Origin of the sequence: Variovorax fucosicus (assembly GCF_030316825.1) — a bacterium.
Taxonomy (GTDB): domain Bacteria; phylum Pseudomonadota; class Gammaproteobacteria; order Burkholderiales; family Burkholderiaceae_C; genus Variovorax; species Variovorax fucosicus.
Genome location: NZ_JASZYU010000003.1, coordinates 135,579 through 157,818, shown reverse-complemented (window position 1 = coordinate 157,818; position 22,240 = coordinate 135,579). Strand labels below are relative to the sequence as shown.

Below are 22,240 nucleotides of genomic sequence, written 5' to 3'. Positions count from 1 at the left end.
TCGCTATTTTGCTTGCAACTCAGCCGACTTTGCGCGCACGAAAGCGGCCGACAGCAGCAGCGCCAGCAGAGCGCCCGGCGCCACCACGCGGCCGATCGCCGACAGCGCCGGAATGTCCGAAATCGCAATCAACCCGAACGACACCACGGTCGTGAGGTTGGCCAGCATCAGCGAGGCCAGCGTGTCCTCGTCGGCCCGGCCGGTTTCCTGCAGCTGGTCGAAGAACAGCGCGTAGTTGGAACCGACCGCCACGATCAGCAGCAAGCCGACCAGGTGCAGGATGCCGAGCGGCACGTTCAGCAGCGCCATGCCGCCGAGCGTGAGCAGCACCGCCAGCGCCAGCGGCTGGCACACCGCCAGCAAGCGGCGCCCCGAGCGCAGGTAGAGGCCCAGCAGCATCACCACCGCCAGCGCACCCAGCATCACCTGCACGAAGGCCTCGTGCAGGTAGCGCGTGTAGAGGCTGTCGAGTTCGTGCTTGACGTCGACCACCTGCACCTCGGGCATCGGCGACAAGGCCGCTGCGAGCCGCACCGGATCGAACTTGTCGCCGGTGTGCAGCGCGATCAGGGCCGACCAGCCGCCACCCGGCCGCTCGTACATCAGCGCATTGATCACGGCGCCGAGCGGGCCGTCGGCCAGGTCTGCGCGCGTGATCGGTTGCAGCGTGCGCGCTTTTTCCACGTCGGCGATGAAGGGTTCAAGCCGCGCCGCCGGCAACGGCCCGCCCGCGGTGGCTTCGGCCAACCGGGTGCGCAGGGTGGCCGCGTCGGGCAGGCTGGCGATGCGCTGGCGCTGCGCCTCGATGCTCGGCAGCATGCGCGTCACGGTTTCGTAGCCGGTCAGTTCGCCGCGTTCGACCAGCGCCTCGAGCCGCGCGCCGGCAGCCTCGGTGGCGCGCAGCACGGCCTGCTCGTCCGGCGCCTGGATCACCACCAGCGTGCGGCCATCGCTGGCGCCGATGTCGTCACGCAGCTTGGCGTCGAGGTCGCTCGCCGCCTGCTTGATCGGGCTCATGGCCGACAGGTTGGCGCGCCAGAGCGTGCCGCCCTGCCAGGCCACCAGCCCGGCCGCGCCGAGGCCCAGCACCACGAACACCCAGCGCAGCCGCGGCAGGCCGCGCACGATGGCTCCGGCAGCCTTGGCCATCAGGCCCCGCATGCCCATGCCGGTGGCACCGTCCGGCGCCAGCACCGGCAATCCGTAGCGCGTGGCCACAGCGGCCGCGACCAGCCCTGCGATCGAGAACACGCCGAGCTGCGCCAGCCCCGGAAAACCCGAGAACACCAATGCCGCGAAGCCGCACACCGAAGTCAGCAGACCGAGCCGCACCGTCGGCCAGTTGAGGTCGCGCCATCGCTGCCAGCCGGTGCCGGGCACCGCGGCGCCGCGTGCCTGGATAAGGTAGTAGATGGCGTAGTCGACGGTTTCGCCGATCAACGTGCTGCCGAAGCCCATGGTGAGCCCATGCACCTCGCCGAACACCAGCGCCACTGCGGTCGTGCCGCCCACCACGCCGGTGGCCACCGGCAGCACGGCGATGACCAGCGCACGCGGCGAAGCGAAGGCCAGCAGCAGCAGGCCGCTCATCACGATGCCGCCGATGGTCGCAAGCTGGATGGCCTCGCCCTTGATCTGGTCACGGCTCGTCACCGAGAACACAGGCGCGCCGCTCATCAGCAGTTTGGGTGCGTCAGCACCGAGCGCCTGGGTGGCCTTGGCGAACTCGGCCTGCACGCGCGCAATCGCAATGGCCTGCGCATCGAGGTCGCTGCCCGACGCCTTGGTGCCGGCAAGCAGCATCGCGCGCGGCGCATCGCGCGACACCCAGACGCCCTGCTCCGTGCGCGGCGAACTGGCCGGGATCAACCCTTCGGCGATGCGCTGCGTTTCGCCCGTCGGGTCGCGCTCAAGCAGTGGCTTGACGATATTGCCGGCCGGTGTGCCGAGCATCGAGAGCGTGTCGCCGATGGCATCGCGCAAGCCCTGCACGGTGAAGCGCTCGGGGGTGATGTCTGGCGCGAGCTGGTAACGATGGTCGAGCACGAAGCTGCCAGCCTCCTGCCAGTCGCTGTTGTCGCCGTTCTGCACCTGGTCGAAGAGGCCACTCGCCCGCATCGCCTTGCCGAGCGCGCGCGACACGTCGGCACGCTGCGCGGCGTCCTTGCCGCCTTCAATGCCGATCATCAGCGTGCGCGAAGCCACGCCGGTCTGCAGCTGCTCGATCAGCACGCGCTGGCGTGCGTCCGGGCTGGCCGGCAGAAAGGCAGTGAGGTCGGCGCTGAAATGGGTGCGCGAGATGACGGCGATGCCAGCCAGCAGCGCAGCCAGCCAGACCAGCAACACCAGCGCCCGGCGCGAGCGAGGTGGGCCAGTTCTCATGAGCGTCCACCCCTTCGCAGGGGCCGCCGCGCCCGGCCGCCCGAAGCGGCCGGCCCGCCCCCGGCAGGGGGTTGGCGGACGGACACGAAGTGCCGGTAGCCTGGGGGGGAGCTCATTTACCCGGCACGATGGTCATCACCGAGCGGTCGCCGCCTCGGAACTCCATCTCGACGCCAAGCACTTCGCCAGCGCGGCCGCTCAGACGCATCGAGGTGACCTGGGCGGCCAGCCGCTCGTCGACCGGTTGCAGGTCGAGCGTCCAGTTGTCCTTGCTGCCGCTGAGCGTGCTGCGGAAATAGCGCTGCAGCATCGGGCCGTTGCCGCTGAGCGTGCCGCGCATCGCCTCCACCATGCCGAGCAGCTCAGGCATGCTGTCGAGCGTCATGTTGCGGCTGCGGCCGCCGCGCGTCAGCGTGAGATTGTTGCCGTCGACCACCATCGACTCGGGCCGCGGCGACAGAGTGCGGCGCGTCATCTGATCCGGCGCGGTGAAGCTCAGCGTGCCGCTCGCGTACAGCGGGCCATCGAGGCCGCGCACGAAGCGTTGTTCGGTGAAGGTGCCCTCGCCCTGCTTCTGCTTCGCCAACAGGCCCATGAGCTCGCCCAGATCGAAGGCCCAGGCCGGCGCGGCCGCGCACAGCAGCGCCAGCAACAACGGGCGCAGCAAACGGTCAATGCACATCTTCAAGCCAGAAATCATGGAAATTGAACCAGTTGTAAGGGTACTTGCGGCACAGCGCTTCGAGCCGTGCCACGTAGTCTTCGACCGCTGTACGGATGCGTCGTTCCCGCTCGGCCGGATCGCCGATGCGATCGGTGAAGTCGGCCAGCGGCTCGAACAGCACGTCGTAGCGGGCGCCGCCCACATAGAGGCCGGCCATGAAGAACACCCGGCGGCGCAGCAGCGCGGCAAGGCGGAACGGGCCGTCGTTGAAAGTGGCCGGGTGCCCCAGAAACGGCAGCTCGAGCGAATTGCCGCGCTGGCCGGCGGCTTCGCTCTCCTGCCCGGGCAGCGTGCGGTCGACCAGCAGGCCGGCCATGCCGCCGGTGTCGAGCCAGTCGCGCAATGCGAGCATCGAATGCGAACGGCCCAGCGCGATCACGTGCGGACGCCGCTCGGGCAGGCTGATGGCGTCGAGCACCGCGTTGATCTGGCGCGCGTTGTCCGGGAACATCAGCATCGCGGCACGCAGCTTCGGATGGTCGGGGCTCTGGAATTTGCAGGCACCCAGCGCCTCGAAACTGCCCATGTGCGCGCCCAGCAGGAAGGCGCCGCGCCCGCTCAACGCCTCGGCCTCCACCGCCTCGTTGCCGACCACCCGCACATCGAACATGTCGAGCCGGCCGCGCAGCAAGTACACGCGGTCGAGCACCGTGGAAGCGAAGGCATGCAGCAGGCGGTAGCCATCGCCCCAACCGGCCCCGGGGCCGATGGCGCGGAACAGGTAGCGCTTGATGTTGCGCCGCGGGGTCGGCGAAAACAGCAGGAAGTAGAGGCTGATCGGATGCAGGATCAGGCGCGCGACGCGACGTCCGCACTTGATCGCGATCCAGCAGATCACGCGCAATGCAGCCATGTTGCTGCGCTCGGGTGTATGCGACCAGTCGGCCGGACGCTTGGCCGCATCGTCGAGCGCGCGCGTTTCGGGTTGGCTGTGGTTCATGCGCCCCCCTCCGCGCCTGCTGTCCAGCGTCCGCTGACGGCCACCTGTTCGCCGCATCGCACCTCGAAGCGCACACCGCGTGCAGCGCCGGTCTCGGGTTGCAGCTCGATCATCAGTGTGCTGCCGGGCCGCACCGGCGCGAGGAACTTGGCCGCCCCGAGCGTGGGACGGGCACCGAGGCGCGTGACCAGTGCCGGTACACCCTGCATAGCTTCGAGCACTTCGGACAGCAACAGCGCGCCGGGCACCAGTGGTTGACCAGGGAAATGGCCGGCGAACGAAGGATGGTCGCGCGGCACCTCGCGCGTGACCTGCACCACGGTGCCGTCGACCGCGAGCTGCGCCAGCGCGAACTCGCGCAACGCGCGCACCGTGAGCTTGCCGGTGCCTTCGCGTGGCAGCGCGGCCACCTGCACCACGCGGCGCGGCACGAACACCGGCTCCAACCGCTGGCGCAAGGCCGCAATGATGTCGCTGGAGCCGAGCGAAGGGGCGACCACGAAGGCCACCGGCCGCACCACGCCGTCGGTCACGTCGTCGGGCAACCAGAACGCGCCATCGAGCACACCGGCGACGCTGTTGAGGTGATAGTTGAGATGCCCGAGCGAGCTGCGCCGTCCGGCCACGTGAATCAGGTCGTTGGCCCGCCCGAACAGGCGGAAATGCCGGGCGTCGATGAGCTCCAGCACATCGGCCATCGGCGTCGGCTGCGGCACGAAATCGCCGCTGAACACAAAGCGCTCTTCGCCACCGGCGTCGCGCTCGGCCACCACCTGCACATCACCGAAGGTTTGCCAGACCTCGCTGGCCGTGGTGTGGCGCGAAGCGACCTGGCCCGACTCGGTGCTGCCGTAGATTTCGAGCAGCACCGCGCCCATGGCCTGCTCGGCCTGCGCGGCGAGCTGCGGCGACAGCGGCGCCGTCGCCGAAAGGATCAGATCCACCGGCGGCAATGCAATGCCCGCGAGCATCAGGTTCTTCAGATGGAACGGCGTGGTGACAAGTGCACGCGGGCGCGGCACGGCGGCCAGCGCCGCGGCCACGTCGGCCGGAAAGAACGGGCGCCCGCTGTCGAATGCCGCGCCACCCAGAAGCGCCAGCAGCACCGACGATTCGAGCCCGTAGCTGTGCTGCACCGGCACGGTGGTCACCAGGTTCAGCCCGGCCAGCGACGGCAATTGCATCACCTCGGCCAGGCGCGGCACTGCGGCCGCGACATCGCCGACCAGCGTCTGCCAGGTCTTGGCATGGGGCTGCGGCAAGCCGGTCGAGCCCGAGGTCAGCAGGCTCACTGCATGCGCGGCGGCGTCGACATCGGGCATGCCTGCGGCATCGACCAGGTCGGCATGCTGGCGTGGATCGATCCATACCACCGGCATGCCATGCGATTGAAATTGCCGGTCGTCGGCTACCGCAAACACATCGGGGTTGCCTTCGCGCAGCCGTGCCAGCGTGTCGGGGCGTGCATCGGGCGGCAACAGGCTGGGCAAGCCCCTCGCCAACGCGGCGCCCAGGCCCACCGCGAAGGCATAGCGGTCGACGCAGAGATTGAGCACCGGGCCGGCCGCCGGCAACCGGGTTGCAAGCAGCGCCACATCGGCCAGATACTGCCGCGCCGAAATGGCGGTGCCAGCCTGCCAGGCCAATGGTGCATCGAGGTCGCGCGCACCCAGCAGCGGCAGCACAGGGGCGGATTGGTGGTTCAGCCTTGCGTTCATCACCGGGCGCTGCGATCGATCGGCGCGCCGGAAAAGGCGCGCACCGCGTCGATCATGCGCACGCGCTCGAACTCGGGGTGCAGGCGGTAGCGCATGAAGTGCTCGCCGACGAACAGCGCCGTGACGCCGATCGGCGTCACGACGTTGGACAGCAGCGACCAGGCCGCGAACGGCAAGGTGAGGTAGACCACGATCGAGGCGACAACGACCACTGCGAAGTACAGCGTCCAGGCCAGCGTCACCTGGTGCGTGTAGCGCCGCTGGCCGGGCCCGATGGCGTGCACGCGCTCGGCGAACTGGCCGATCAGCGAGAGCCCGTTGCCTCGCAAGGTGCTGCCGAACCAGCCGCACAGCAACGCATTGATGCCCACGTGCTGCAGCACGTAGAGCCGGTTCGGGTCACCGGCCTCGCCCCGCATCACCAGCCACAGCAGGCCAAATCCCGCGGCCGCCACGATCAGCAAAGCCCAGCGGCCGAAACGCGCGCCGGCCAGGCCGAGCGCGGTGAGCCAGAGCGGCACCAGCAGGACAGCCACGGCCCAGGGTTCGGTCGCATGGAACAACATCATCCAGTGCGAAAGCCCTGCATACGCAGCGCCTCCGAGCAGCATGATCACCAGGCGCCATCGCGTCATGCGGGAGCGGCTCAGACAGCGCCGCGGTTCTGGGCGACGTGGGTCGCGAGACTGCGCAGCGATTCGAAGATCTGCTGGTTGCGCTCGTCGTCCGAGCGCAACTGGAAGCCATAGGCGCGCGACACTTCGAGCGCGACTTCGAGGATGTCGATCGAGTCGAGCCCCAGGCCTTCGCCATACAGCGGCGCCGCGGGATCGATGTCCGCCGGAGCGATCTCGAGGTTGAGGGCCTGAACCAGCAGCACCGCCAACTCGGTTTCGAGCGGGGTTTGCATGGACGGATCGCCGGTGGCGGGAATGGAAGACGAGGCGGTCGATGACAAAGCAAACTCCGGGAACGATTTCGGGGACTTTTCGAGAGGCGAGGTCAATTATAGGAGGGCAGCTTGGATAGACTGCCGCATCCAAATGCCCCCGGAGCACCCATGGCCGACCCCCTGCTGATTGCACGACACGACACCACCGAATGCTTCTTGCTGCCGGGCCTGACCAACCGCCACGGCCTGATCACCGGCGCCACCGGTACCGGCAAGACCGTGAGCCTGCAGACCCTCGCCGAGAAGCTGTCGAGCATCGGCGTGCCGGTGTTCCTGGCCGACGTGAAAGGCGACCTCACCGGCATCAGCCAGACCGGCAGCATCGGCAACAAGATGGCCGCGGTGCTCAAGGAGCGCGGCATCGAGGCCCCTGCCCCGCTGGCCTGCCCGGTCACGCTGTGGGACGTGTTCGGCGAACAGGGGCACCCGGTGCGGGCCACCGTTTCCGACATGGGCCCGCTGCTGCTGGGCCGCATGCTGGATCTGAATGAGACGCAGGCCGGCGTGCTGAACATCGTGTTCAAGATCGCCGACGACAACGGCCTGCTGCTGCTTGACCTGAAAGACCTGCGCGCGATGCTGCAGTACGTAGGCGAGAACGGCAGCCAGTTCACCACGCAGTACGGCAACATCAGCGCGGCCAGCGTGGGAGCGATCCAGCGCGGGCTGCTGCAGATCGAAACCCAGGGCGGCGACAAGTTCTTCGGCGAGCCGATGCTGAACATCGCCGACTTCATGCAGACCGTGGGCGGCAAGGGCGTTATCAATATCCTGACCGCCGACAAGCTCATGAACTCGCCGCGCCTCTACGCGACCTTCCTGCTCTGGCTGCTGTCGGAGCTGTTCGAGCAATTGCCCGAAATCGGCGACCCCGAGCAGCCCAAGCTCGTGTTCTTCTTCGACGAGGCCCACCTGCTGTTCAACGAGGCGCCCAAGGCGCTGGTCGAGCGCATCGAACTCGTGGTGCGGCTGGTGCGCTCCAAGGGCGTGGGCGTGTATTTCGTGACGCAGAACCCGCTCGACATTCCCGACACGGTGCTGGCCCAGCTCGGCAACCGCGTGCAGCATGCGCTGCGCGCCTTCACGCCGCGCGACCAGAAGGCGGTCAAGGCGACCGCCACCACCATGCGCCCCAAACCCGGACTCGACATCGAGGCCGCCATCACCGAACTGGCCGTCGGCGAGGCGCTGGTCAGCCTGCTGGATGCCAAGGGCCGCCCAAGCGTGACCGAGCGCGTATTCGTGGTGCCGCCGGGCAGCCAGATCGGGCCGATCACGCCGGCCCAGCGCCAGGCGCTGATCGCCAACTCGCTGGTGGCAGGCGTCTACGAAAAGGCAGTGGATCGCGAATCGGCCTACGAGAAGCTCAAGGGCCGCGCCGAGTCCGCACCCGGCGCGCCGCCGGTGGTTGCAGGCGGCAAGCCCGGTGCGGCACCAGCCGAAGCGTCGGGCGGGATGATGGGCGGCCTGAACGACCTGCTGTTCGGCACCACCGGCCCGCGCGGCGGCAAGCGCGACGGCCTGGTGCAAACCATGGCCAAGTCGGCCGTGCGCACGGTGGGCACCAGCGTGGGCAAGGAGATCCTGCGCGGCGTGCTGGGCGGGATCTTCGGCTCGAAGAAGCGCTGAGAGCTGAGGGCGCCGGCATGGCGCCCGTCGATCGGTGAATCGTCAAGGCGGCGGCGAAGCTTGGCGCCGGCACCAACATCCGGTTACGATTGGCGAAAATCACAATTTGGAGGGAGCGGAAATGGCAGTTCGTGTCATGCTGGTTGCGGCTGCCATGACGGCGCTCGCAGCCTGTGGTGGGGGCGGTGACGGTGCGGGGACAGCACCCTCGACAGCCGCTACGTCTGCCGGTGGCGTCACCGCAACTACAACGGCTTCCGAAGTTTCGGCGAAGATCATCAATGCAAGCAGCGCCGCCGACGAGTCGGGGCCGGCATTGCGCCCCCTGGCATTGAGCCCGCGGGGGTCGCGCATCACAACGGTCACGCCGAATTCGGTCACCTTGCAAAGTGATCCAGGCGACTACATTGGTAGAGGCAAGAACTACACCTATTCCAATGCCAACGCATCCTTTTCCGTCACCACGAACCGGGGCAAACTCTCGTTTGTCGTGACTGGCGACCAGAACTGGCGCGGTGATTTCGCGCTGCCCAGCACGCTGCTGAAGCTGCAGCCGGGCACCTACGGCAACCTGACCCGCTTCGGGTTCCACGTGCCGACGGCGGGCGGGCTCAATTGGTCCGGCGAAGGACGTGGTTGCAACACGCTGACCGGATCGCTCACCATCGACAGTGTCTCTTTCCGCGTCGGCTCCGATGCACTCGAGGCCATCGACCTTAGCTTCGAACAACATTGCGAAGGCGATAGCGTCGCGCTGCGAGGGCAGATCCATTGGTCGGCCGACGACAGGTCCTCCGCCTCGGGGCCGGTCAACCCACCTCCCGCTGGATTGTGGGCGCCGGCTCCCGGCGTGACGCCGGCGAGCGGGAGCTATGTCTACCTGGTGAGCGATACAGGGGACTTTGTCGGCCAGGGCAGGAGCTACACCTACTCACGCGCCAACGCTTCGCTGGTCGTCACCGCCAATGGCGGCGGCCTCGCGTTGAACGTCACCGGTGACCAGAACTGGCGTGGCGATTTCATCGCGATGAACACGGTGCCCCAGCTTCGACCGGGCTACTACGGCAACCTCCAGCGCTTTCCCTTCCACAACCCGAGCAAAGGGGGGCTCAACTGGTCCGGCGACGGACGCGGTTGCAACACGCTCCAAGGTTGGTTTGTCGTCGATGCGGTCGTCTATAGCGGTAGCCAGTTGAAATCGATCGACCTCCGGTTCGAACAACACTGCGAAGGAGGCGCACCGGCGCTACGCGGCCAGATCCATTGGACTCTCGACGACGAAAACACCGTCGTGCCAGGCCCCGTGAACCCACCTCCGACCGGCCTGTGGGCACCGCCGGACGGCGAAACGCCAGCGAGCGGGAGCTATGTCTATCTGGTCAGCGACGCCGCGGACTTCGTCGGTCGAGGAAGGAAGTACGTGTATACGCGCACCAATGCTTCGCTGGCAGTGACCGCGAACGGCGGTACTCTTTCCGTGAATGTGGCCGGCGACCAGAATTGGAATGGAGGGTTCGCCGCGATGAGCACGGTCGCGCCACTCCAGCCCGGCTATTACGGCGACCTCCAGCGGTACCCCTTCCACAACCCGATCAAGGGCGGACTGAGTTGGTCCGGCGACGGGCGCGGATGCAACACGCTCAAGGGATGGTTTGTCGTAGACGCGGTCAGCTACAGCGGCACCCAACTGAGGTCGATCGACCTGCGGTTCGAACAACACTGCGAAGGCGACGCGTCGGCATTGCGCGGCAAGATTCACTGGATCGCCGATGACACCTCCACTGCGCCAGGCCCGATCAACCCGCCGCCAGCTGGCCTGTGGGCCCCTGCAGCTGGCGCGACGCCGTCCTCCGGGAGCTATGTCTACCTGGTCAGCGAGCCCGGGGACTTCGTCGGCGAGGGCAAGAGCTACACCTACTCTGGTGCCAACGCGTCGCTGGGGGTGACGACGAACGGCGGCAAGCTTTCGCTCAACGTGACTGGCGATCAGAACTGGCGTGGCGATTTCGCCGCCATGAACACATTGACGCTGCTCCAGCCAGGCTACTACGGCGACCTCCAGCGCTATCCGTTCCACAACGCCGTAAAGGGGGGGCTGAGTTGGTCCGGCGAAGGGCGCGGATGCAACACGCTAAAGGGATGGTTCGTCGTGGACGCAATCACCTACACCGGCAGTCAGTTGAGGTCGGTCGATCTGCGTTTCGAACAACACTGTGAAGGCGAAATCCCCGCCCTGCGCGGGCAGATTCATTGGACGGCGGACGACAACACCACTCCCCCGGGCCCGGTCAACCCGCCTCCGGCCAACTTGTGGGCGCCCGCCGCCGGTGCGACGCCGTCCACCGGCAACTTCATCTACCTGGCCAGCGACTCGGGCGACTGGGTCGGTGGCGGCCAGAGCGCGCTGTACACGCCGGCCAGTTCCACCGTGACGGTGAACGCGAACGGCGGTCATCTATGGGTGACCGTCGGCGACGTCGGCGGCTGGCGAGGTGACTTCGTCACGATGAACTCGTTGACCCAACTCCAGCCTGGATACTACGGTGACCTCCAGCGGTATCCGTTCCACAACCCCGTGAAGGGGGGGCTGAGCTGGTATGGCAATGGTCGCGGCTGCAACACGCTTCGAGGATGGTTTGCCGTGGATGCGGTCACATATGTCGGCAGCGAGCTGAAATCGATCGACCTTCGGTTCGAACAACATTGCGAAGGTGGAAGCGCCGCACTGCGCGGCAGGATTCGCTGGGGCTTCTGAGCGAGAACTTCAAACCCCGTCATTGCGGCGATGCAGGACCGCAATGGCAGCTTGCCTCCGGCAGCACCACCGTGGCCCATGCCTACGATGCCAATGGTGACCTGATGGCGGGGATCGACCTACCAGCGCAGCAGCCGCCAGCCGATCGCAGCCCCCGCCACCACCGGTACTGCAATCCCCCCCACATACCAAACCGCAAGAAACGGTGCCGCCAGCTCGGGACAGTGCAAGGCATAGACCGTAGCGCCCGCACCGCCTGCGAGCGCGCCCGCGGCTGCACCGGCCCAGGCGGGCCGCGTGGTCGCCAGGCTGCGCAGCGCGACCAGCGCCGCCACGAACACCGGCAAGGCAATGAGACCGATGCTTTCGATGCATGAGCGCCAGGTCTGCCCCATGAGCAGGTGCATGCGCGCATCGGCCGGTGCGCCGAACCACGCCACCGCCGCCAGCACCCACACCAGCACCACCGGCAGCACGGCCCCGATCCACGACTGGCGCATCGGCACGCCCGGCCGCGCCAGCCGCTGCAGCATTACCAAGCCGGCGACCGCGATGCAGGCCGGGAACAGCAGCTTGACCCAGAACATGGGCCAGAACATGACTTGCAGCAGGTCGCGCCGGACGCCGTAGCCGAGCATCATGATCGCGACCGAAACCGGCAGGCTTACCGCGAGCGCCAACGCAATGCGCCGCGTAGCCGCGCGGCGCGGCGCGCGGACCACACCGGTGGCCAGCATCGCGACGAGATCATCGGTCTTCATGCGGAGCCTCCCTTCAGTCGCGCGGCCAGCGCCTTGAGCCCGCGGTGGATGCCGACCTTGACCGCCGACTCCGACATGCCCGTCACCGACGCCGTCTCGGCCACCGACAGGCCTTGCAGCTTGACGTGCACGATCGGCAGGCGTTGGCGATCGGGCAGGGTTTCGAGCAGGCCCGCGAGGTCACGCTTCGCATCGCTGGCGTCGGTGTCGGACTCGGCGAACACGGCCAGGTCATCCTCGAGCGGGTCGTGCAGCGCCTCGCGCACCGACTTCGAACGCAGCAGGTCGATCATCTTGTAGCGCGCAATCGCCTGCACCCAGGCCGTCAACGGCTGGTCGGGCTGATAAGTGTGGCGCTGGTTGTGCATGGCGAGCAAACATTCCTGAACGAGGTCTTCCACTTCATCGGGCCAGCCGAACAGACGCTTGCCCAAAAAGGCGCGCAGGTGTGCGCTGAGCTTCTGCAGGAACTGGTGGTACGCCGCGGCATCGCCGTCGAGGCCGCGCAAGAACAAGCCGCGCAACATGGCTTCGGCATCGTTGCCTTGCATCGGGCTCCCTGCTGTTATTCGTGCCATCGGGTCGAGCGGTTACAGCCTTGTTGAGAAAAAGAAATCCGGCGGATTGTGCAGTGTGCTGTAGCAAGCACGGTTTCTCGCGCAGCCATCCAGTCCGATGCTGGCTTGCCAGCAGGGAGGTCGGTCGCTACATTGCTGTTTTTGAGGGACTGCAATGTCTGTTGACACCGTTTCGACTTCTTCGCCCGCCACCCCTGCCCAGCCCGCTGCCCCCACGCCCCCGCCTGCGCCCACCGAAGCCGTCGTGGTGGCCGATCTGGTGTCGATCCCCCCGGTCTATCCTCCTGCCGTCGCTGCGGCGCCGCGCCACATCCGGCTGACCTCGCATGCGGGTGGCTTTGGCGCGCTGCCGATCCACTGGGGCGCAGCCACCGCCACCGAGCGCGGCCCCGTGATCGGCACCACCACCAAGCGCGCACACCGCAACGTGATCGGCACGCACAGCGGCTCGTACAGCGTGTACCGCGCGCTCGCCGTCGCGGCCGGTGCGCTCGATCCGCAGCACAAGGCCGACCTCACCAACACCTCCCCGACTGACATCATCGGCCCGTACCCGCAGTGGAGCGAGCCAGGCAAGATCGTGTCGCTCGACCCGTGGGGCGCGACCATCGCCAACGTGTTCGCGAACGAACTCGCGGCCGGCTACGACATCCGCCCGACCATTGCCGTCACCAAGGCCCACGTGATCCTGCCCGAGGTGATCGAAGCGCTGCAGTCGGGCCGGCTCAAGGCCGACGGCAAGTTCCTGACCGCCAACGGCGCAGCGGTCGTGACCAAGGCGGCGCTCGAACCCGTGTGGTACCTGCCCGAGGTGGCCCGGCGCTTCAAGTGCTCCGAGACCGACCTGCGGCGCGTGCTGTTCGAGGAAACCGGCGGCATGTACCCCGAATTGGTCACGCGCTCCGACCTTGAAGTTTTTCTGCCGCCGATCGGCGGGCAGACCGTCTACATCTTCGGCAACCCGGCCGACCTGGCGAACCCCGAGGTCGAACTCACCGCGCGCATCCACGACGAGTGCAACGGCTCCGACGTGTTCGGCTCCGACATCTGCACCTGCCGTCCCTATCTCACGCACGCCATCGAGGAATGCATCATGGGCGCGCAGCGCGGCGGCGTCGGACTGGTGGCCTACTCGCGCAAGGAAGGTCGCGCGCTGGGCGAGGTCACCAAGTTCCTGGTCTACAACGCACGCAAGCGGCAGGTCGGCGGCGACACTGCCGACCAGTACTTCGCACGCACCGAGTGCGTAGCCGGCGTGCAGGACATGCGCTTTCAGGAACTGATGCCCGACGTGTTCCACTGGCTCGGCATCCGCAAGATCCACCGCCTGGTGTCGATGAGCAATCTCAAGTACGACGCCATCACAGGCTCCGGCATCGAGATTGGCGAGCGCGTGAACATCCCCGACGACCTGATTCCGGCCGACGCGCGCGTCGAGATGGACGCCAAGATGGCAGCCGGCTACTTCACGCCGGGCCTCGTGCCCGATGCCGAAGAGCTCAAGAAGGCAAAGGGACGGGGCCTCGCGGAATGAATGCAAGCAGCCATCGCGACATCGACCCGGCCATCGAGCTGGTCGCCGACACCGCCCATCCGGCGGGCGCTGCCGCCGTCTTGCGCACCACCGCCGAGGTGCGTGCGCGGGCCCATGCGCTGCTCGCGCGGGCGCGCCGCGGCGAATCGAAATGGTTCACCATCGGCGCCGACGCGGCGCTCGAGGACACGGCGCGCACCGTGGCCGAGATCACGAGCGACCGCTACACCTGGGGGCCGATTCCGTACCACAGCCGCTGGCGCCACTTCGAGGCCGGCGGCATCGACCGCCGCAAGCAGCTCGACGCGCTGCTCGGCAGCGAAATCCATGAGCGCGAACGCGCCCGCGCGCGCATCGACCTGGTGCTGGTCAGCGTGCTGCTCGACGCCGGGGCCGGCCCTGACTGGCACTACTTCGAATCGGCCAGCGGCCAGCGCTTCACCCGCTCCGAGGGCTTGGGCGTGGCGAGCTTCCATGCGTTCACCAGCGGGCTGTTTTCGTCGGACCCGAACCATCCGCTGCGCGTCGACGCGGCCGGGCTGCGTGGCCTCATCACCGACCGGCTCGGCGATGCGTTCCAGGTCAGCGAGAGCAACCCGCTCGTCGGCCTGGCCGGCCGCGCCATGCTGCTGCGCCGGCTCGGCGAAGCCATGGCCGACCAGCCCGAGGTGTTCGGCGAAACCGGTGCCGGCCGGCCCGGCGGCGTTTTCGATGCGCTGGTCGGGCCGTACGGGCCCGCTGCACCGCCCACGGCGGAAGTCACGGCGCACCAGATCCTGTCGCTGCTGCTCGATTCGCTCTCGCGCATCTGGCCTGCGGCCAACGCGGTCGACAGCATCGCGGCCGATGGCAGCGACATGCCCGGCGGGATCGCCTCCAGCGACCCGGCCTTTGCGCTCGGCGACTGCTGGCGCCACAGCGCCGTGCCGGGGCCGGGCCTCACCAACGGCTGGATGCCGTTCCACAAGCTCTCCCAGTGGCTCACCTATTCGTTGCTGGAGCCCTTCGAATGGGCCGGCGTGCGCGTGAGCGGGCTCGACGAACTCACCGGCCTGCCCGAGTACCGCAACGGCGGCCTGTTCATCGACAGCGGCGTGATCGTGCCGAGAGACGCCGCACTGGTGGCGCGCAGCTGGAAGGCCAGCGACGAGTTCATCGTCGAATGGCGCGCCCTCACGGTTGCGCTGCTCGACGAAATCGCACCGCGCGTGCGCAAGGTGCTCAATCGCAGCGCCGAAGACATGCCGCTGGCCTGCGTGCTCGAAGGCGGCACCTGGGCCGCCGGGCGGGCACTGGCACAGCGCTTGCGTGACGGTTCGCCACCGCTGCGCATCGAAAGCGACGGCACTGTCTTCTAGGCTAGGCTTCACGTATCCATAACGACAAAGACTTCCCGAAATGAGCAACGTCCACCTGGTCGACCATCCGCTGGTTCAGCACAAACTCACCCTGATGCGGCGCAAGGATGCGTCGACCAACAGCTTCCGCCGCCTGCTCAACGAGCTCAGCATGCTGATGGCCTACGAGGTCACGCGCGACATGCCGATGCAGGACATCGAGATCGAGACCCCGCTCGAAACCATGACCAGCCGCGTGATCGATGGCAAGAAGCTGGTGCTGGTGTCGATCCTGCGCGCGGGCAACGGCATCCTCGAAGGCATGCTTTCGGTGGTGCCGGGCGCGCGCGTCGGCCACATCGGCCTGTACCGCGACCCGAAGACACTGACCGCAGTCGAGTACTACTTCAAGATGCCCGGCGAAATGCAGGATCGCGACATCATCGTGGTCGACCCGATGCTGGCCACCGGCAATTCGGCCGTGGCAGCGGTCGAGCGCCTGAAGGAGCTGGCACCGAAGTCGATCAAGTTCGTCTGCCTGCTGGCCTGCCCCGAAGGCATCAAGACACTGCAGACTGCGCACCCCGACGTGCCGATCTACACCGCCGCGATCGACCGCGAACTCAACAGTCACGGCTACATCCTGCCCGGTCTCGGCGATGCGGGCGACCGCATCTTCGGAACCAAGTAAGCGATGACGAGGCCGATCGAAGCGCGCGGCGGTATCGGCAACTGTGTCAATGCCGCCTGGGCCGCGCAGGTGTCGGGCCGGCCGCTGCGCTGGCGCGCCACGGGCGCGCTGCGGCCGGACGACTTGTTCCTCAATCCCGAAGCGCTCCAACTCACCGATGCGGAGGGCGAATACATCTGGCTGTTTCCGAACATCCAGCCGGCGCTGCTCGGCACGGCCGGCCATCACCCTCAGCATGAGGGCGTGGCCGAGCACGAGTTGCTGGCCTGGCATTGGCACTGGAGCGGAACTGTCGTGCAGGGCAACCAGCCTTCGCGGCTGCAACTGCGCGAAGGCGGCCAGCCGCTGCCGCCCGGCACGATCGGCGTGCACGTCCGCACGCACCATCCGGAGATCGAGTGCGACCTGATGCTGGCAACAATGGCCGTCAACACGCTGACCGAAACCGCCACCGTGTTCCTGGCCAGCGACACCGAATTGCCCGGGCTCTCGTCGGCCGTGATCCGCAGCGCGCTGCAACGCCCCGAGCACGACGACGACCGGGCCCGGCCCGCTATCGAATCGGCGCTGCACGACTGGTTCACGCTGGGCCGCTGCGCAGAGATCCACCGCATCCATGCATCCAGCACCTTCGTCGACCACTGGTGCTTCGCGCACGGCATCCCGATGAAGCGCCTGCTGTCCGCGGCGGTCTGCGACGCCTGACCGTCCGCCCGAAAGTCCGGCCGAAATCCAACACCACCGACTTCAACGAGGAGAACCCACCGTGTCCCAGCAACGCCGCCAACTGATCGTCCGCTCCGTCGCCATCGCGGCCGCCCTGACCGCCTCGGCCCTGCCCGGCTTTGCGCTGGCACAGGCGGCCAAGCTCAAGGTGGCGGGTGTCTACACCGTGCCCTTCGAGCAGCAATGGGTCAGCCGCCTGCACAAGGCATTGAAGGCGGCCGAGGCGCGCGGCGAGATCGAGTACAAGGCCAGCGAGAACGTCACCAACGCCGACTACGAACGCGTGATGCGCGAGTACGCGACCGGCGGCAGCCAGCTCATCGTGGGCGAGGCCTTCGCGGTCGAAGCGGCGGCGCGCAAGGTGGCGAAGGATTTCCCCAAGACCTCGTTCCTGCTCGGCTCGTCGGGCAAGCCGCAGGCGCCGAACCTCAGCGTGTTCGACAACTACATCCAGGAGCCCGCCTACCTGAGCGGCATGATCGCCGGCGGCATGACCAAGACCAACCGGATCGGCATGGTCGGCGGCTTCCCGATTCCCGAAGTGAACCGCCTCATGAACGCCTTCATGGCCGGCGCGAAAGAGACCAACCCCAAGGTCGAGTTCAGCGTGAGCTTCATCAACAGCTGGTTCGACCCGCCGAAGGCCAAGGAAGCCGCCTTCGCCATGATCGACAAGGGCGCCGACGTGATGTACGCCGAGCGTTTCGGCGTGAGCGATGCGGCCAAGGAAAAGGGCAAGCTTGCGATCGGCAACGTGATCAACACGCAGGCCCAGTACCCCGACACGGTGGTGGCCTCGGCTCTCTGGAACTTCGAGCCCTCGGCCGACCGCGCCATCAAGCTCGCCAGGGAAGGCAAGTTCACCGCCGAGGACTACGGCCCGTATTCGATGATGAAGCACAAGGGCTCGGAACTGGCCCCGCTCGGCACCTTCGAGGCCAAGGTGCCGGCACCGATCGTCGCCAAGGTCAAGGCCAAGGAAGCCGACATCCTGAGCGGCAAGGTCGCGGTCAAGGTCGACGACAGCCAACCGAAGTCGACCGCGAAATGATGCGCTGGCGCTCCCTCCTCGCGGCCTGCGCGCTGGCCGCCGGCCTCGCCGGGTGTGCGGGCCTGCCCGCTCCGAGCGGCGCCGTGCGGCTCGACGAGACGCCGCGCATCGCCGTGATCTCGGCTTTCCAACCCGAGATCGTGCTGCTGTCGTCGAAGCTGCTGGACGCGCGCAAGTACAGCGTCAACGGCAACGAGTTCACCACCGGCACGCTCGCGGGCAAACCGGTCGTGCTGTTCCTTTCGGGCATCAGCATGACCAATGCGACGATGAACACGCAACTGGCGCTCGACCGCTTCAAGGTCAGCCACATCGTGTTCAGCGGCATCGCCGGCGGCGTCAACCCAAATTTGCATGTGGGCGACGTGACGGTGCCGGCCCAGTGGGGCCAGTACCTCGAGGTGCTGATGGCGCGCGAAACCGCACCGGGCCGCTACACCGCGCCGCCCTTCATCAAGGATGCGACGCTGCCCGCGTTCGGCATGATGCATCCGAGGCCGGTCGAGGTGCGCTCGGCTGCCAATCCGCAGATCACGCGCAAGTTCTGGTTCGAGGCCGACCCGAAGATGCTCGACCTGGCGCGCAGCATCCGCAACGTCGATCTCGCCAACTGCAGTGCCGGGAAGTGCCTGCCGCGCAAGCCGCAACTGGTGATCGGCGGCAATGGCGTGTCGGGCCAGGCCTTCATGGACAACAAGACGTTCCGCGAATACACCTTCAAGACCTTCCAGGCCAACGTGCTCGACATGGAAACCGCCGCGGTCGGCATGGTCGCCTACAGCAACGGCGTGCCGTACATCGCGTTCCGCTCGCTCAGCGACCTCGCCGGCGGTGGCGACGGCGAGAACGAGATGGGCACCTTCATGGGCATCGCGGCGGATAACTCGGCGAAGGTGCTGCTGGCCTTCCTTTCGGCCTGGAAATGACATCGGCCGAAGCCCCGGTGCTGCGCCTCCACGGCATCACCAAGCGCTTCGGCCCCCTCGTCGCCAACGACGCGATTTCATTGACCCTCGCGCGCGGCGAGGTGCTGGCCCTGCTCGGCGAAAACGGCGCCGGCAAATCGACGCTGATGTCAATCCTGTTCGGCCACTACCGCGCCGACGAGGGACACATCGAGGTCTTCGGCGCGCCGCTCGCGCCTGGCAACCCCAAGGCCGCATTGGCTGCGGGCATCGGCATGGTGCACCAGCACTTCACACTGGCCGACAACCTCACGGTGCTCGACAACGTGATGATGGGCAGCGAGCCGCTGTGGCAACCGTTCACGCGGCGCACCGAGGCGCGCAGCAAGCTGCTCGAGGTGGCGCAACGCTTCGGCCTGCCGGTGGTGCCGGAGGCCGGCGTCGGCACGCTCTCGGTCGGTGAACGGCAGCGCGTCGAGATCCTCAAGGCGCTGTACCGCGGCGCCCGGATCCTGATCCTCGACGAGCCGACCGCGGTGCTGACGCCGCAGGAAAGCGAGGCGCTGTTCGACACGCTGGCGCAGATGGTGCGCGCAGGCCTGTCGATCATCTTCATCAGCCACAAGCTCGGCGAGGTGTTGCGCGTGTCGCACCGCATCGCCGTGCTGCGCGGCGGCAGGCTGGTGGCCGAAGTGCCGGCGGCCGGCACCACGCAGGCGCAACTGGCGAATGCAATGGTCGGCCATGCGGTGAAGCCACCCGAGCGGCATCCGGCGCAACGCGTCGGTGCGGCGGTCTGCGTGCTGGACGACGTGCGAACTGAAGGCGATTCGCGCGATGCGCTGCGCGGCGTGTCGCTCGCACTCAACGCCGGAGAAATCGTTGCGATTGCGGGCGTGTCGGGCAATGGCCAGGTGGCGCTGGCCGAGCTGCTGTGCGGCACCCGCCGTGCCACGGCCGGCACGGTGCGGCTGCTCGGCGCGCCGCTGCACGCGTCGCCGGCCTGGCTGGTGCAGCAAGGCGTGGCGCGCATCCCTGAAGACCGGCACGCGGTCGGCGTGGTGGGCGATCTCCCGCTCTGGGAGAACGCCGTGTCGGAGCGGTTGCGCGGCGCCGCGTTCCGCTTCGGCCCGCTGGTTCGGCGTGCCGCCGCGCGGGTGCAGGCGCAGCGCATCGTGAAGGCTTTCGATGTGCGCGGCGGCGGTCTCGATGCCACGGCGCGCTCGCTGTCGGGCGGCAACATGCAGAAGCTGATCCTGGGCCGCGCGCTGCTCGCACCCGATGGCACGGCCGCGACGCCGCGACTCATCGTGGCGCACCAGCCGACCTGGGGCCTCGACATAGGTGCCGTGGCCTACGTGCAGCAACAGCTGATCGCGGCGCGCGACGCCGGCGCGGCGGTGCTGCTCATTTCGGACGATCTCGACGAAGTGATGGTGCTGGGCGACCGCATCGCCGTGATGCATGAGGGACAGCTTGGCGACGCCCGCGCGGCCACCGGGTGGACGCGCGAGACGATCGGCCTGGCCATGGCCGGCGTGAAGGACGAGGCCACGGCATGAGGCTCGAAAAACGCCCTGCGGTCTCACGCGCCGCCCTGGTGTTCGCGCCTTTCGGCGCGGTGCTGTTCACGCTGGCGATCACCGCGCTGCTGGTGCTCTGGGCCGGGCAGCCGGTGGCGCAGACCTATGGCCTGCTGCTCAAGGGCGGATTCGGCTCGGTGTTTGCGCTCAGCGAGACGCTCACGCGCGCCATTCCGCTCACGCTCACCGGATTGTCGGCGGCCGTGGCTTTCAGGGCGCGGCTTTTCAACATCGGTGCCGAAGGCCAGCTCTACGCCGGCGCGCTGGCGGCGATCGCGGTCGGCGGCATGCACGGCGGCACGGGCCTCGCGCTTTCGCCATGGCTGCTTTTCCCGCTGATGATGGCCGCCGCCGCACTGGCCGGCGCGCTGCTGCTGCTCGGCCCGGCGTTGATGAAGGCGAGGCTGGGCGTCGACGAGGTCGTGACCACACTGCTGTTCAACTTCATTGTGCTGCTGGGCGTCGGCGCGCTGCTCGACGGGCCGATGAAAGACCCGTCCGCCCTGGGCTGGCCGCAAAGCGTGGCGCTCCAGGGCGACCTGGAGCTCGGCAAGCTCGTCGCGCAGACCCGCGTGCACACGGGTCTGCTGTGGGCCATGGTGTTGTCGGCCGGCGTGTGGGCACTGCTCAAGCACACGGTGCTGGGCTTCGACATCCGCGCCGTCGGTGCCAACCCCCGCGCCGCGGCCTTTGCCGGCGTTGGTACCACGCGCACGGTGGTCGCGGTTGCACTGCTGTCGGGCGCGCTCGCCGGCCTGGCCGGTGCGATCGAGGTGGCGGGCCGCACCAGCTACGTGACGCTCGACATGTCGCCCGGCTATGGGTACAGCGGCATCGTGATCGCGATGCTCGCCGGCCTGCATCCGCTCGGCGTGTTGGCTGCGAGCGTGTTCGTGGCGGGCGTGCTGGTGGGGGCCGACAGCATGAGCCGCGCCGTCAGCGTGCCGACCTACATCGCCGACGTGATCGTCGCGACCTCACTGCTCTCCGTGCTGGTGGCCATGCTGCTGGCCCAGTACCGGGTAAGGTGGAAATGAGCGACCTACTCGACATCCTCGCCAATCCGGCCTTCTGGGTCGCGGTGCTGCGCATCGCCACGCCGCTGATCTTCGGCACGCTCGGCGTGTTGCTGTGCGAACGCGCGGGCGTGCTGAACCTCGGCATCGAAGGCATCATGGTCGCGGGCGCCTTCACCGGCTGGCTGACGGTGTATGCCGGCGCACCGCTCTGGGCGGGCGTTGGCGTGGCGGCGCTCACCGGTGCCGCATTCGGGCTGCTCCATGCCTGGCTCACGGCCGGGCTCGCGCTCTCGCAGCATGTGTCGGGGCTCGGCATCACGCTGCTGGCAACCTCGCTGAGCTACTACGGCTATCGCGTGAGCTTTCCGAAGGTCAACACGCCGCCGACCATCACGCCGTTCGCGCCGATGGACTGGCTGCCGATCCCGGTGCTCAACGCGCAGACCGCGCTCACGCTGCTCGCCCTGCTGCTGGTTCCCCTGATCGGATGGGTGCTGTACCGCACGCCGCTCGGCCTGGCGGTGCGCATGGTCGGCGAGAACCCGCAGGCGGCCGAAGGCCAGGGCGTGTCGGTGGTCGGCACGCGCACCGGTGCAATCGTGGCCGGCTCGGCGCTGATGGGCGTGGCGGGTTCGTTTCTCACGCTCTCGGCCTTCAACGCCTTCTTCTTCAACATGGTCAACGGCCGTGGCTGGATCTGCGTGGCGCTGGTGGTGTTCGCGTCCTGGCGGCCCGGCAAGGCGCTGCTGGGCGCGCTGCTGTTCGCGTTTTTCGACGCGCTGCAATTGCGTCTGCAACAATCGGGCGACGCCCTGCTGCCCTACCAGATCTACCTGATGCTGCCCTACCTGCTGTCGATCCTGGCGCTGGTGCTGGTGGCGCGCAAGGCGGCCTATCCGCAGGCACTGATGAAGCCCTACCGCAAGGGCGAGCGCTGAGGCGCGGCTCGCACGGC

19 protein-coding genes are annotated in these 22,240 nt (G+C 67.8%); 11 read left to right on the top strand and 8 right to left on the bottom strand.

Annotated features, from left to right (window positions below; genetic code table 11):
* Nucleotides 1–3 precede the first annotated feature (3 nt).
* From QTI05_RS18335 to QTI05_RS18310, 6 genes are all read right to left on the bottom strand, one after another.
* Nucleotides 4–2,382: an MMPL family transporter gene (locus QTI05_RS18335; RefSeq protein WP_286620121.1), complete on the bottom strand. Its 2,379-nt coding sequence runs from the start codon at nucleotides 2,380–2,382 to the stop codon at nucleotides 4–6.
* 112 nt (nucleotides 2,383–2,494) lie between these two features.
* Nucleotides 2,495–3,064 (bottom strand): LolA-related protein, encoded by a 570-nt coding sequence (locus QTI05_RS18330; RefSeq protein WP_286543841.1) that lies wholly within the window; start codon nucleotides 3,062–3,064, stop codon nucleotides 2,495–2,497.
* Nucleotides 3,054–4,046: a lysophospholipid acyltransferase family protein gene (locus QTI05_RS18325; protein WP_286620120.1), complete on the bottom strand. Its 993-nt coding sequence runs from the start codon at nucleotides 4,044–4,046 to the stop codon at nucleotides 3,054–3,056. Before QTI05_RS18325 ends, QTI05_RS18330 begins: the two co-directional genes overlap by 11 nt.
* Entirely contained in the window at nucleotides 4,043–5,764 is a 1,722-nt protein-coding gene (locus QTI05_RS18320) for an AMP-binding protein (RefSeq protein WP_444812936.1), read from the bottom strand. The genes QTI05_RS18325 and QTI05_RS18320 overlap by 4 nt, the downstream gene beginning before the upstream one ends.
* Complete coding sequence (locus QTI05_RS18315) at nucleotides 5,764–6,399, bottom strand: COG4648 family protein (protein WP_286620116.1); 636 nt, start codon at nucleotides 6,397–6,399, stop codon at nucleotides 5,764–5,766. The genes QTI05_RS18320 and QTI05_RS18315 overlap by 1 nt, the downstream gene beginning before the upstream one ends.
* Before the next feature lie 11 nt (nucleotides 6,400–6,410).
* Complete coding sequence (locus tag QTI05_RS18310; protein ID WP_286620113.1) at nucleotides 6,411–6,722, bottom strand: phosphopantetheine-binding protein; 312 nt, start codon at nucleotides 6,720–6,722, stop codon at nucleotides 6,411–6,413.
* A 102-nt stretch (nucleotides 6,723–6,824) separates the two neighbouring features.
* Between QTI05_RS18310 and QTI05_RS18305 the strand changes: the two genes are divergently transcribed.
* Entirely contained in the window at nucleotides 6,825–8,345 is a 1,521-nt protein-coding gene (locus QTI05_RS18305) for a helicase HerA-like domain-containing protein (RefSeq protein ID WP_286620112.1), read from the top strand.
* 121 nt (nucleotides 8,346–8,466) lie between these two features.
* Nucleotides 8,467–11,100 (top strand): hypothetical protein, encoded by a 2,634-nt coding sequence (locus tag QTI05_RS18300; protein ID WP_286620111.1) that lies wholly within the window; start codon nucleotides 8,467–8,469, stop codon nucleotides 11,098–11,100.
* Between the two features lie 119 nt (nucleotides 11,101–11,219).
* Here the strand turns inward: QTI05_RS18300 and QTI05_RS18295 are convergent, their stop codons facing one another.
* Nucleotides 11,220–11,861: an NrsF family protein gene (locus QTI05_RS18295; protein ID WP_286543821.1), complete on the bottom strand. Its 642-nt coding sequence runs from the start codon at nucleotides 11,859–11,861 to the stop codon at nucleotides 11,220–11,222.
* A complete protein-coding gene (locus QTI05_RS18290; RefSeq protein ID WP_286543818.1) occupies nucleotides 11,858–12,412 on the bottom strand; it encodes a sigma-70 family RNA polymerase sigma factor in 555 nt (184 codons plus the stop codon). Before QTI05_RS18290 ends, QTI05_RS18295 begins: the two co-directional genes overlap by 4 nt.
* 181 nt (nucleotides 12,413–12,593) lie before the next feature.
* On the opposite strand from QTI05_RS18290, the gene QTI05_RS18285 reads away from it, so the two are divergent.
* The 9 genes from QTI05_RS18285 (at nucleotide 12,594) to QTI05_RS18245 (ending at nucleotide 22,223) form a co-directional block, all read left to right on the top strand.
* A complete protein-coding gene (locus tag QTI05_RS18285) occupies nucleotides 12,594–13,973 on the top strand; it encodes a GTP cyclohydrolase II (RefSeq protein ID WP_286543815.1) in 1,380 nt (459 codons plus the stop codon).
* Entirely contained in the window at nucleotides 13,970–15,331 is a 1,362-nt protein-coding gene (locus QTI05_RS18280; RefSeq protein WP_286543813.1) for a URC4/urg3 family protein, read from the top strand. Before QTI05_RS18285 ends, QTI05_RS18280 begins: the two co-directional genes overlap by 4 nt.
* Before the next feature lie 40 nt (nucleotides 15,332–15,371).
* A complete protein-coding gene (gene upp, locus QTI05_RS18275) occupies nucleotides 15,372–16,001 on the top strand; it encodes a uracil phosphoribosyltransferase (RefSeq protein ID WP_286543811.1) in 630 nt (209 codons plus the stop codon).
* A gap of 3 nt (nucleotides 16,002–16,004) precedes the next feature.
* The gene (locus tag QTI05_RS18270) at nucleotides 16,005–16,706 is read left to right on the top strand and encodes an O-fucosyltransferase family protein (protein ID WP_286543809.1); all 702 of its coding nucleotides are present in this window, start codon (nucleotides 16,005–16,007) and stop codon (nucleotides 16,704–16,706) included.
* Between the two features lie 82 nt (nucleotides 16,707–16,788).
* On the top strand, nucleotides 16,789–17,778 hold the full coding sequence (locus QTI05_RS18265; RefSeq protein WP_444812946.1) for a BMP family protein: 990 nt from the start codon (nucleotides 16,789–16,791) through the stop codon (nucleotides 17,776–17,778).
* Nucleotides 17,775–18,704: a 5'-methylthioadenosine/S-adenosylhomocysteine nucleosidase gene (locus tag QTI05_RS18260; protein ID WP_286620109.1), complete on the top strand. Its 930-nt coding sequence runs from the start codon at nucleotides 17,775–17,777 to the stop codon at nucleotides 18,702–18,704. The genes QTI05_RS18265 and QTI05_RS18260 overlap by 4 nt, the downstream gene beginning before the upstream one ends.
* Complete coding sequence (locus tag QTI05_RS18255; protein WP_286620108.1) at nucleotides 18,701–20,245, top strand: ABC transporter ATP-binding protein; 1,545 nt, start codon at nucleotides 18,701–18,703, stop codon at nucleotides 20,243–20,245. The genes QTI05_RS18260 and QTI05_RS18255 overlap by 4 nt, the downstream gene beginning before the upstream one ends.
* Complete coding sequence (locus QTI05_RS18250; protein WP_286620106.1) at nucleotides 20,242–21,303, top strand: ABC transporter permease; 1,062 nt, start codon at nucleotides 20,242–20,244, stop codon at nucleotides 21,301–21,303. Before QTI05_RS18255 ends, QTI05_RS18250 begins: the two co-directional genes overlap by 4 nt.
* Nucleotides 21,300–22,223, top strand: a complete 924-nt coding sequence (locus tag QTI05_RS18245) for an ABC transporter permease (protein WP_286620104.1) — start codon at nucleotides 21,300–21,302, stop codon at nucleotides 22,221–22,223. Before QTI05_RS18250 ends, QTI05_RS18245 begins: the two co-directional genes overlap by 4 nt.
* Nucleotides 22,224–22,240: the final 17 nt, after the last annotated feature.